At 72.8% G+C, this 11,428-nt stretch carries 8 protein-coding genes; 4 read left to right on the top strand and 4 right to left on the bottom strand.

Annotated elements, in window-relative coordinates:
- Window positions 1-8: 8 nt before the first annotated feature.
- Window positions 9-953, bottom strand: coding sequence for an NADP-dependent oxidoreductase (locus tag FLP10_RS17715; protein WP_149160896.1), 945 nt, complete (start codon window positions 951-953; stop codon window positions 9-11).
- Window positions 954-1,031: 78 nt separating this feature from the next.
- On the opposite strand from FLP10_RS17715, the gene FLP10_RS17710 reads away from it, so the two are divergent.
- Window positions 1,032-2,597, top strand: coding sequence for a molybdopterin-dependent oxidoreductase (locus tag FLP10_RS17710; RefSeq protein ID WP_149160895.1), 1,566 nt, complete (start codon window positions 1,032-1,034; stop codon window positions 2,595-2,597).
- 81 nt (window positions 2,598-2,678) lie between these two features.
- On the opposite strand, the gene FLP10_RS10975 is transcribed toward FLP10_RS17710, so the two are convergent.
- Window positions 2,679-4,568, bottom strand: a complete 1,890-nt coding sequence (locus tag FLP10_RS10975) for a DUF2207 domain-containing protein (RefSeq protein WP_149160894.1) — start codon at window positions 4,566-4,568, stop codon at window positions 2,679-2,681.
- A 184-nt stretch (window positions 4,569-4,752) separates the two neighbouring features.
- Between FLP10_RS10975 and FLP10_RS10970 the strand changes: the two genes are divergently transcribed.
- Together FLP10_RS10970 and FLP10_RS10965 are read left to right on the top strand one after the other, a co-directional pair.
- Window positions 4,753-8,325, top strand: coding sequence for a TM0106 family RecB-like putative nuclease (locus tag FLP10_RS10970; RefSeq protein ID WP_149160893.1), 3,573 nt, complete (start codon window positions 4,753-4,755; stop codon window positions 8,323-8,325).
- A 151-nt stretch (window positions 8,326-8,476) separates the two neighbouring features.
- Window positions 8,477-8,755, top strand: coding sequence for a glutaredoxin family protein (locus tag FLP10_RS10965; protein WP_149160892.1), 279 nt, complete (start codon window positions 8,477-8,479; stop codon window positions 8,753-8,755).
- Window positions 8,756-8,777: 22 nt separating this feature from the next.
- Here FLP10_RS10965 and FLP10_RS10960 read toward each other — a convergent pair whose 3' ends face one another.
- Both FLP10_RS10960 and FLP10_RS10955 read right to left on the bottom strand, forming a co-directional pair.
- Window positions 8,778-9,596 (bottom strand): hypothetical protein, encoded by an 819-nt coding sequence (locus tag FLP10_RS10960; RefSeq protein ID WP_149160891.1) that lies wholly within the window; start codon window positions 9,594-9,596, stop codon window positions 8,778-8,780.
- Window positions 9,597-9,801: 205 nt separating this feature from the next.
- On the bottom strand, window positions 9,802-10,800 hold the full coding sequence (locus FLP10_RS10955; RefSeq protein WP_149160890.1) for an LLM class F420-dependent oxidoreductase: 999 nt from the start codon (window positions 10,798-10,800) through the stop codon (window positions 9,802-9,804).
- A 98-nt stretch (window positions 10,801-10,898) separates the two neighbouring features.
- Between FLP10_RS10955 and FLP10_RS10950 the strand changes: the two genes are divergently transcribed.
- The gene (locus FLP10_RS10950) at window positions 10,899-11,363 is read left to right on the top strand and encodes a hypothetical protein (RefSeq protein ID WP_149160889.1); all 465 of its coding nucleotides are present in this window, start codon (window positions 10,899-10,901) and stop codon (window positions 11,361-11,363) included.
- Window positions 11,364-11,428: the final 65 nt, after the last annotated feature.

Raw genomic sequence — 11,428 nt, 5'->3', positions numbered from 1 at the left:
GAGGCTCTCTACGGAATGAGCACGATCTTTCCGCGCACGTGCCCGGTCTGGCTCTGTCGGTGCGCCTCGGCGGCGTCGGCGAGCGGATAGCGGTGCGCGATCTCGATCACGAACTCGCCCTGCGCGGCGAGTTCCGCGGCGAGCGCAATGCCGTCGAACCGGCTCTGCTCCTCCTCGTCGGTGAGGGGCACGGGGCTGCCGCCGCCCCAGGCGCGAATGCCGAGCTCCGCCGCGTCGGCGCCGCGCACGATGGTCGCGACCCGGTCGTGGTCGGCGACGAGCTCGTTCGACACCTCGATCGCCTCGTCGGTGCCGACCGCATCGACGGCGACCGTGATGCCGTCGGGCGCGACGGCCCGCACGCGGTCGGCGAGGCCCGGCCCGTACTCGACGGGCTCGGCTCCCAGCTCACGCAGGTGGGCGTGGTTCCGCTCGCTCGCGGTCGCGACGACCCGGGCTCCGAACCGGCGCGCGAACTGGATCGCGGCCTGCCCCACCGCCCCCGCGCCGCCGTGCAACAGCAGGGTGTCGCCCTCGCCGACGCCGAGCGACCGCAGCACCTGGTGCGCGGTGCCGGCGGGGACCCCGATGGCGGCGCCCTGCTCGAAGCTCAACGCGTCGGGCTTGCGCAGCAACTGCGCCGCGGTCACGGCGATCTCGGTCGCGTAGGTGCCCGACGCGCGCCGCACGATCACGGGGTCGCCGACCGCCCAGCCCTCGAGACCGGCACCGACCTCGGTGATCACGCCCGAGGCATCCAAGCCCAACCGCCGCGGAGCGGAGATCTCGCCGCTCGGCCGCAGGCGGGCGCGCACCTTCCAGTCGATCGGGTTCACTCCGGCCGCGCGCACCTCGACGACGACCTGGCCGGGCCCGGCGACGGCGTACGGGATCTCGCGGAACTCGAGCACTTCGGGGCCGCCGAAACGGTCGTATTCGATGGCGTGCGGCACGGAACCTCCTCGATCGGGCTGTCTCCACCCTAGGCCGGGCGAGGGGTCGGGTTCGGGTTCGCGGAGTACGCTGCGGCCATGTCCGCCACGGCCCGAGCACGGCACGGATGGCTCGCCGCGATCGCCGGCGTCGCCGCGGCCGCGTTCGCGGCCGGCGTCGGCGAGCTCACCGCGGCGCTCATCGCACCGGGCTCGGGTCCGTTCGTGGTCGTCGGCTCGGCCATCATCGACCTGGCGCCGCCGTGGGCGAAGGATGCCGCGATCACCCTGTTCGGCACGGCCGACAAGATCGCCCTGCTCATCGGCATCGCACTCGTGCTCGCCGCGGTCGCGGCCGGTGCGGGCCTGCTCGAACACGTGCGGCCGCCCTGGGGGCGCGTGGTGTTCGGCGCGCTCGGCGTCGCGGGTGCGGTCGCCGCGGCGACCCGCACGGGCGCGAGCCCGCTCGCGATCGGCCCATCGCTCGTGGCGGGTGCCGCCGGGGCGATCGCGGTCATGCTGCTCGTGCGTCGCATCGACGGAGTCGGCGCGTCGCACGTCGACACCGGGGCATCCGACGACCTCGCGACCGCGGCCCCCGACCGCCGACGCTTCCTCACCTGGGCGAGTGGCGCGGCGGCGATCGGCGTACTCGCCGCGCTCGGCGGATACGCGGCGCAGGCGGGGCGCCGCGCGGTGCAGGCGGTGCGCGAAGCCGTGCGCCTTCCGACGCCCGCCACGACCGCCGCGATCCCGGCGGGCGCCGCGTTCGACGTCGACGGCCTCACGCCGCTCGTCACGCCGAACGCCGACTTCTACCGCATCGACACGGCGCTGCGCGTGCCCGAGGTCGACCCCGCCGAGTGGTCGCTGCGGATCCACGGCGAGGTCGCCGACGAGGTCGTGCTGACCTGGGACGACCTGCTCGCGCTGCCGATGGCCGAGCGCATCATCACCCTCGCGTGCGTGTCGAACGAGGTCGGCGGCGACCTGATCGGCAACGCCGTCTGGCTCGGCACGCCGATCCGCGACCTGCTCGCACGCGCGCAACCGACGGCCGGTGCCGACATGGTGCTGAGCCGCAGCATCGACGGCTTCACGGCGGGCACGCCGCTGTCGGCGCTGCAGGATCCCGACCTCGACGCGATCCTCGCGATCGGGATGAACGGCGAACCGCTGCCGCTCGAGCACGGGTTCCCCGTGCGCATGGTGGTGCCGGGCCTGTTCGGCTACGTGTCCGCCACGAAGTGGGTCACCGAACTCGAGGTCACGAGATTCAGTGCGGCATCCGCCTACTGGACCGATCGCGGCTGGAGCGCCGAGGGGCCCGTGAAGCTCTCGAGCCGCATCGACGTGCCGCGGCGCGGGTCGACGGTCGCGACCGGCCCGATCGTGGTCGCCGGGGTCGCCTGGCATCAGCACGTCGGCGTCGGGCGGGTCGAGGTGCAGGTCGACGACGGGCCGTGGCACGACGCCGAGCTCGCCACCGCGATCTCGGACGACACCTGGGTGCAGTGGCGATGGACGTGGGACGCCGCCGCCGGATCGCACGCCCTGCGGGTACGCGCGACCGGCCGCGACGGCGAGGTGCAGACCGACGAGATCGCGCCCGTCGTGCCCGACGGTGCGACCGGGTGGCACACGATCGACGTCACGGTGGGATGAGCAGGCAGGCGCGCGGCCGAGGCCTCCGCTCGGGGCGGCCGCCGCGGGGCATCCGCCCAGGCACGCGCCCGAGGCATCCGCTCAGCGACCGCCTCCGCCGCCTCCCCCGCCTCCGCCGCCGGCCGACGCCCCGCCGCCCGACCCGCCGCTCGAGCTCGAGCTCGCGAACGACGCCGTCGTGCTCTGCGACATGCTGCTGAGCGACGAGACGAACACCGCCGTCGAGAAGGGGTGCGATCCGACGTACCAGTCGGGTTCGCGGCCGGCCTGCTCGTAGGCGCGACCGAGCACGTCGGCCCACTCGCGCTCGTGGCCGAGCAGCACCGCCCACGGCAGCAGCCGCTCGGTGAGCTCGAGCACTTGGCCCGGGTCGTCGGCCGCGATCGGTTCGCGCAGCGCGCCCTGCGGCGACTGCAGCACGCGGATGCGATCGGCCTCGGCGAGGCGGATGTAGAGGTCGAGCCCGGCGAGGTGGTCGCGCAGCTCGGCGCCCTGCGCCTCGTACGGCCACTTCGACACCAGACCGACCGCGGCCAGCGCCGCGGCGATCGCCACCGTGACGCCGATCCACGGCCACCAACCGCCCACGACATGCTCGGCCGCGAGCACGGCGAACACGAACGCGAGCACCGCGCCCAGCCCGCCCAGCCCCCACGCGAGTGCCGAGGCGCCGAACGACCGCTTGCGTCGCAGCCCCTGCGCGGTCGCGGCGCTGCGACCCGACTGGATCAGCGCGCGCAGCGAGTTGCCGATCGACTCGTTGCGCTCGCCCAGCGAGCGGTACTCGCCGTGCACCAGGTTGCGACCGAACACGGCGTGCAGCGCGCGCTCGTCGTCGGGGGTCGCCTCGGGCCGGCGCAGCCGCCGCACCGGCGCCTCGGGCGCGGGGCCCGCGAGGTACTGCAGCACGTAGACCGGCTTGCGTGAGAACCATCCCTGCGCGGGCTGCTCGACGACGCGCATGCGGCCGATGACCGCGAGCTGCAGCAGTTCGGCGGTGATCGGGTCGTGCGGCGAGCGCAGCAGCGCCGCGGCCACCGGGATGCTGAGGCCGGGCGGCGGCAGGTACTCGGCGATGATCGTGGGCCGCCCGGGCGCGTCGCGCAGCCTCGTGACGCGCACGACCGCCGCGCCGATCGCGGCGAGCACCGCGAGGAGCGCCGCGACCGCCGACAGCGTGGGCCACGGCCCGGCGAAGAACCCGTCGTCGCGCGGCGTGAACGTGCCCGGCTCGAACCCGATCGCGAAGGTGAGCGTCTGGTACGGGCCGACGTTCGACGCCGCGACCGTCCAGCCGTCGTCGGTCGGCGTGATCGTCGCCGGGTTGTCGGACCCGAACGAGCCGGCCACCGCGTCGGTGCCGCCGGTCGCCGCGGCGAGCAGTTCGTCGTCGACGTGCACGTCGGCGGTCACCTCGCCGAACGGCTGCGCCCACCCTTCGCCGTTGACGTCCCAGTAGAACTCGTCGGCGTTCGTGTCGGCGTAGTGGCGGGTGACGTTGCGCTGCGTATAGGTGATCACATAGGTCTGCTCGCCGTGGACGTACTCGTCGGTGCCGAGCGCGAGGAAGATGATGCCGTCCTCCTCGGACTCGATCTCCCAGTGCACAGGTGCACCCGAGGCATCCGTCACCGACACCACCTGCAGGTCGGTGGGGTGCCCGTCGTAGACGTCGACGAGCTGGCGCACGATGCCGCGGTTCTGGTCGAAGTCGGGGAACAGCGCCACCAGCGTCTCGACGGTCGTGAGCGTCGAGCGCCCCTCGGCGTCGCGGCCGAGGTCGTAATCGGCGTGGAACGAGGCGAAGGTGAAGTCGTCGACACCGGTCGCGACGGGCGCGGCGAGGACGGGCGCGGCGGGGGCGGACGCCACGCGAGAGGTCGGTTCGGTCGCGCCGGCGGCAGCGGGCGCGACGAGTGCCAGCGCGGCCGCGGTGGCGGCCGCGACGAGAAGTCGCACACGAGTGCTCACGCGCCCAGCCTAGGCAGTCACGGGCGTGGCGGTCGATCGGATCCGCCGCCGGATGTCACGGCGGATGTCACGGCGGATGCTTCGCACGGCGCGGCCGCGGGGCATCCGACGCATGGTGGACGCCCCGCCCCTCGATGTCGGATGCCGCGGCTAACGTGGGCAGCACACGAGGAGATGGGGTCGCATGTACGTCGAAGACGGGCGAGTCGTCACGAGTGCGAGCGATCTGAAGAAGGCGTCCGACTGCGAGTTCGCGTTCCTGCGCGAGCTCGACGTCAAGCTCGGCCGCGACACGCTGTTCGAGGCACCCGACGACGAGATGCTGCGACGCGCCGGGCAGCTGGGCACCGAACACGAACTGCGAGTGCTCGAGCGGTATCGCGACGAGTTCGGCGACGCGGTCGTCGAGATCGAGCAGCCCAGCGTTCGCGACCTGCCCGCGGTCGAGGCGGCGGTCGCGGCGACGATCGACGCGCTCGAGGGCGGCGCACCCGTCGTGTACCAGGCCATGTTCCGCGACGACGGGTTCGTGGGGTTCGCCGACTTCCTGGTGCGACGGCCCGACGGGCGCTACCGCGTGCAAGACTCCAAGCTCGCCCGGCATGCCCGGGTCACCGCGCTGCTGCAGCTCGCAGCGTACGCCGACCAGCTCGACCGGCTCGGCATCCCCCGCGACGACACCGTCGAGCTGCTGCTCGGCGACGGCACCTCGAGCGTGCACCTGCTCGACGACATCCGCCCGGTGTACCGCGAGCGGGTCGCGCGCCTCCACGCCATCGTCGCCGAGCGCCTCGCCGATCCCGACCCGGTGCGGTGGGGCGATCCGCGCTACGCGCACGACGGGCGCTGCCCCACCTGCGAGCTCGAGGTGCAGGCCTCGCGCGACGTGCTCATGGTCGGCGGCCTCCGCGTCACGCAGCGCGACCCGCTCGCCGCGGTCGGCATCCGCACGATCGACGCGCTCGCGGCGTCCACCGGCCCGGTTCCGCACCTCATGGACGCCACGCTCGACGGCCTGCGCGAACAGGCGCGTCTGCAACTCGCGGCCGAGGCGGCCGAACGCGACGCCGAGGCATCCGGGCTGCGCGGCCCCGACGATCCGCCGCTTCCGCCGCCCGTCGCGGTGCGCGAGGCCGGTGCGCTCGCGGCGATCCCCGAGCCGAACCCCGGCGACCTGTTCTTCGACTTCGAGGGCGATCCGCTCTACACCGAGGGCGACGGCACCCGGTGGAACCTCGACTACCTGTGGGGCATGGTCGACGTGCACGACGCGTACACCGCGTTCTGGGCGCACTCGTTCGCCGAAGAGCGCGAGGCGCTCGTGCGGTTCCTCGAGTTCGTCAAGCTGCGCCGGGCGCAGCACCCCGACCTGCACATCTACCACTACGCGTCGTACGAGCGCACGCACCTCACCTCCATCGCCGCGCGCCACGGCGTCGGCGAGGCCGACGTCGACCAGCTGCTCGCCGACGGCGTGCTCGTCGACCTCTACCCCATCGTCAAACGCGCGGTGCGGGTCGGCAGCCGGTCGTACTCGATCAAGAAGCTCGAGCCGCTCTACATGGGCGCCGAGCTGCGCGAGGCCGACGTGAAGTCGGGCGGCGACTCGATCACCGAGTACGTGCGCTCGCGCGAGCTCGCCGAGTCGGGGCGGCCGGGCGCGACCGACCAAGCGCAGGCCATTCTCGACGACCTCGCCGAGTACAACCGGTACGACTGCGTGTCGACCAGGCGGCTGCGAGACTGGCTGCTCGCGCTCGCCCGTCGCGAGGGCGTCGAGCCCGTTCCGCCCCGCTACCTCGCCGAGCTCGGCGGCGCCAAGGTCTATGACCCGAGCCCGCTCGCCGCGGCGCTGCGCGAGGCGGCCGGCCCGCGCGAGCCCGGCCGCGAACGCGACGCCGATCACACCGCGATCGCACTCGCCTCGGCGGCGATCGACTACCACCAGCGCGAAGACAAGAGCTTCTGGTGGGCGCACTTCCTGCGCACCGACCAGCCCGTCGAGACGTGGGAAGACCAGCGCGACGTGCTCGTCGTCGACCCCCTGCGCTCGGCGGTGGGCCAGCAGTGGCACGAAGAACCGAACTGGCGCAAGGCGCGCCGGGTGCTGCGTCTCGAGGGGCGGGTGGCACCCGGGTCGCGGTTCACGCCGGGCACCGAGGTCTTCCTGCTCTACGAGTGGCCCGCACCCATGCCGTCGAACACGTTCCGGCCGGGCCAGCGCGCGTGGACCGACGCCACCGTGGTCGAGGCCACCGAACTCGGCATCGTCGTCGAGGAGTCGTCGGTCGCCGGCGCCGACCCGTGGCATCCGCTGCCGTTCGCCGTCACGCCCGGCCGGCCGCCGCGCGCCGACAAGCTGCGCGAGGCGATCGCCGAGTGGGCATCGCCGATCGTGGCGGGCCTCGGCGGCTCGCCGAAGGTCGCGCCCGCCCTGCCGCATGGGCCGGCGATCGACATCCTGCGGCGGCTTCCGCCGCGCGCCCGCGGCGGGCTCGTCCCGCACGTCGAGGGCGGCGACGTGGTCGCCGAGGTGGTCCAATCGGTGCGCCGCCTCGACCGGTCGTACCTCGCCGTGCAAGGCCCTCCCGGCACCGGCAAGACCTACCTCGCGTCGCACGCGATCGCCAAGCTCGTCGCCGACCACGGGTACCGGGTGGGCGTCGTCGCCCAGTCGCACGCCGTGGTCGAGAACGTGCTCTGCGCCGTGGTCGACGCCGGCCTCGACCCCGCGCTCGTCGGCAAGGCGGTGCGCAGCGGCGACGAGGTCGAACGCGCGCCGTTCACCGCCTTCACGCAGAAAGACAAGCTCGCCGACTTCATCGGCGATCACCCCGAGGGGTTCGTCATCGGCGGCACCGCTTGGGACTTCTGCAACACCCGCCGGGTGGGGCGCGGCGCGCTCGACCTGCTCGTCATCGACGAGGCCGGGCAGTTCTCGCTCGCCTCCACGATCGCGGTCGCCGTGTCGACGCAGAACCTGCTGCTGCTCGGCGACCCCCAGCAGCTGCCGCAGGTGAGCCAGGCGCTGCACCCCGAACCCGTCAACACCTCGGCACTCGGCTGGATCGCCGACGGGCACGACGTGCTGCCCGCCGAGTACGGGTACTTCCTCGCCGAGAGCCGGCGCATGCACCCCGAGATCGCCGCACCCGTCTCGCGACTGTCGTACGAGGGCGAGTTGCGCTCGCACCCCGTCGCGTCGGCGCGGCGGCTCGCCGGCGTCGCGCCCGGGCTCACGCCGCTACCCATCGAGCACGTCGGCAACGCCACCTACTCGCCCGAAGAGGCGCAGGTGATCGTCGAGCTCGTCGCGTCGCTCATCGGGCGCGACTGGTCCGAGGCATCCGAAACGCCAGACGGCATCGTGACCGAGGCCGGGCGGCCACTCGAGCAGACCGACCTCATCGTCGTCACGCCGTACAACGCGCAGCTCGCGGTCGTGCGCACCGCACTCGACCTCGCGGGCTACACCGGGGTGCCGGTCGGCACGGTCGACAAGTTCCAGGGCCAAGAGGCAGTCGTGGCGATCATCTCGCTCGCGGCGTCGTCGGCGGCCGACGTGCCGCGCGGGCTCGAGTTCCTGCTGCTGAAGAACCGGCTGAACGTCGCGGTGTCGCGGGCGAAGTGGGCGGCGTACCTCGTCTATTCACCCGGGCTGCTCGAAGGCCTGCCACGCTATGCCGACGGCGTCGCGCAGCTGAGCGCGTTCATGCGGCTCGTCGGCGCCGAGCGCGGGGCGCCGGCGCGGGTCTGAACCTCGATGCCCGTGTTGGGGCCGTCGAGGAACATCGTCGGCTCGAATCGCGTGCACCGATTCCGTCACCGGGCTCGCCCCCCGCAGCAGCCCCGACGCCTGCCCGCCCTGGCTGGGAATACCGCACAGGTTCGCTGCGTAGATTGATGGCATGAGTTCCCCCTCTGACCTGACCCCTGCCCGCATCACGATGTACGGCGCCGACTGGTGCATCGACTGCCGCCGCTCGAAGGCGCTGCTCGACCGTCGTGGTGTCGAATACGACTACGTCGACCTGCTGGTGGTCGAAGACGGCGCCGACCGTGCCAAGGCGATCTCGGGCCGCACGAACATCCCGGTGGTCGTGTTCCCCGACGGCACGCACTTCACCGAGCCGAGCGACGCCGAGCTCGGCGCCAAGCTCGACGAGGTCGGCGCCCTCACCGCCTGAGCGCCGCCTGCTGATCTGGGCCTCAGGCGCGCGGGTTGACCCGATCGCCGTCGATCGAGAGGTCGGCGCCCTCGGGGATCTGCGACGCCTCGACGCCCGGAAGCCCGAGCAGATCGGCGATGCACGCCGCAGTGCCGCCGATTACGGTCGAGTCGAAGTCGATCTCGCTGACGAGCACCCAGGCGAGGTCGTCGGGCCAGAGCAGGCTCGGCGACTCGCCCCGCAGCGCGGGGTCGGCGATCCATGGCGCACGCGTCGGCCACGAGGCATCCGCGAACTCGGCGACGCCCGCGTCGAACAGCAGGTGCTCCCGCATCGGCAACGACAGCCGCGGCCCGAACTCGACGTCGGGCCCGAGTACCGCCGGCGGCGTATCGACCGAGACCTGCCCCGACGCATCCGTCGAATCATCCGCGGCGACCAGCGTCAGGCGCCGGACGCCGTGGCCGAACAGCCCGCCCCAGCCCTCCCAGATCGCGGCGCATCCCGAGTCCGGCGTGGCCGTGTGGCGAGCGAGCACCTCCGCGATCGACGCGAGCAGTTCGGGCTCGAGCGAGCCCTGGTCGGGCGAGTGGTAGCGCCAGTGGTCTCGACCCGGGATGCCGTTCCACGAGCCGCGGCGCGGGTCGGTGTCGCGCACGCGCTCCCATTGGACGAGCGGATGCCACGTGAGCCCGGCGTCGGCAGCGACCTCAGCCCAGGTGGCGGCGCGGTGCTGCCAGCCGTCGGGTGAGGCGCCGTCGCGCACCTCGGCCCACGTCGCCCCGACCGGCCGTTGCGCCGCGATCGGATGGAAGACGCGCACGTACGCCTCGAATCCCCGCGGAACGACGAGGTGCATCGTGCCCCACGCATGATCCAGCCGAGGTGCAACCCACGCACCCCGCGAGACCTCCGGTTCCCACCGCACCCGCCCACCCTAGGTCGACACCGTCCTTCAGTCGACACCGTCCCTCAAAGGGAACACATTCGAGGATCGGGAACACGTTTCCGTGGATTCGTCCTCCCAATCCTCGAATGTGTTCCCGATCGGGGCGTCGGGGCGTTCACCGCAGCTGCGGCACGACCTCCTGCTCGAACAGCTCGAGCCCGCTGCGGTCGTACGCCAGCTCGGGCTGATAGGTGATGACGTACTCGAGGCCGCGCTCGCGCAGGCTCGACAGCTTCGCCACGATCTCGGCGGGCGTGCCGACGAGCGAGTTCGGGCCGCGGTAGTCGGCGATGAAGCGCGCCGTGACGTCGGGGCCGAGGTAGGGCGCGACCCGGGCCTCGAGGGCGGCGAGCCGACGCTCGACGTCGGCCGCGTCGCTGCCGATGACGGTGTTGAAGTTCGCCGACCGGGTGATCGACGAGAAGTCGCGGCCGAGCTTCTCGCAGTGCCCGCGCAGCACCTCGCTCTTGTGGGTGAACTCCTCGGGCGAGCCGAAGAAGTTCGTGTACGACGCGTACTTCGCCGCGATGCGCAGCGTCACCTGCTCACCGCCGCCGGCGATCCAGAACGGGATGCCGCCGGGCTGCAGGGGCTGCGGCTGGAAGATCGCGCCGTCGACCTGGTAGTACTCGCCGTCGAGCGTCGCGGTTCCGGTCGTCCATGCCTGGCGCATGATCTCGACGCCCTCGCGCAACCGCCCCAGCCGTTCGCGCACAGGCGGGAACCCGTACCCGTACGCGCGCCACTCGTGCTCGTACCATCCACCGCCGATGCCCATCTCGACGCGCCCGCCCGAGACGAGGTCGGCAGTCGCGGCGACCTTCGCGAGGTACGCGGGGTTGCGATACGACATGCAGGTGCACATCTGGCCGATGCGGACCCGCGAGGTCGACGCCGCGTAGGCGTTCACGAGCGACCACGCCTCGTGGGTGGCCTCGGTGAGCGAGGGGGTCGGCACGGTGTGGAAGTGGTCGTAGACCCAGATCGACTCCCACGGCGAGTCTTCGCGGTCGGCGTGCGCGGCGATGCCGTGCATCACCGCCCAGTGCTCGGCCGGCTCGATGCCGACGAGATCGTGACGCCAACCCTGGGGAACGAACATTCCGAATCGCATGGGGTCGAGCCTATTCGGATGCCGCGGCCCCCGAGGCATCCGCATCTCAGCGCCAGCCCTGATGCATCGGGCTCGCGCCGTCCGTAGCGTCGGCCGGTATGACCGACCTGGACATCGACCTGAACACCCGCCCGCTTCGCATCCCCTTCGTGCCGGCAGTGCACCGGATCCACTCGTCGCAGCCCGCGCCCGCCTGCGAGTTCTCGGCCGTCGACTTCACCGCGACCGCGTCGACGTCGTGCGGGGTGCGCATCATCCGCGTCGCCGGCGCCGGGCTCTGCCCCACTGCGGGCTGGTCGCTCGCGCTCGTCGCGGCGAACCCCGGCATCGTGCCCCACCCCGATCAACTCTGGCTCGAGTTGCGCGAGACCCCGCCGTCGGATGCCGCGGCGAGCGTGCTGAGCGACGTCGACGTCGAGACGCTCATCGAGGACTCCTCGGCACACGAGGTGCTGATCCGCTTCGCGCATCGCGCGCCGATCACGGTGCCCGTGATGGAGGCGGCGCAGGTCGGCGTCGCGAGTTCCGCGCCCGGTCGGTGGACCGGGCGCGACGCTCGCTGAAGCTGCCGAAGCCTTCCCGCCGAGCGGGCGGCCGACGTGCCGAGCGGGCGGCCGACGTGCTGAGC

The organism is Agromyces intestinalis (assembly GCF_008365295.1).
In the GTDB taxonomy this organism is placed as follows: Bacteria; Actinomycetota; Actinomycetes; order Actinomycetales; family Microbacteriaceae; genus Agromyces; species Agromyces intestinalis.
Note: the sequence above shows the minus strand (reverse complement) of the source record. Positions and strands in the feature narration are given on the sequence as shown.

Coding starts and splice junctions, on each gene's coding strand:
- FLP10_RS10960 (WP_149160891.1), bottom strand. CDS start 9,596: ATGCACCTCGTCGTTCCGCGGGGATTCGAGGCGTACGTGCGCGTCTTC.
- FLP10_RS10965 (WP_149160892.1), top strand. CDS start 8,477: ATGAGTTCCCCCTCTGACCTGACCCCTGCCCGCATCACGATGTACGGC.
- FLP10_RS17710 (WP_149160895.1), top strand. CDS start 1,032: ATGTCCGCCACGGCCCGAGCACGGCACGGATGGCTCGCCGCGATCGCC.
- FLP10_RS10950 (WP_149160889.1), top strand. CDS start 10,899: ATGACCGACCTGGACATCGACCTGAACACCCGCCCGCTTCGCATCCCC.
- FLP10_RS10955 (WP_149160890.1), bottom strand. CDS start 10,800: ATGCGATTCGGAATGTTCGTTCCCCAGGGTTGGCGTCACGATCTCGTC.
- FLP10_RS10970 (WP_149160893.1), top strand. CDS start 4,753: ATGTACGTCGAAGACGGGCGAGTCGTCACGAGTGCGAGCGATCTGAAG.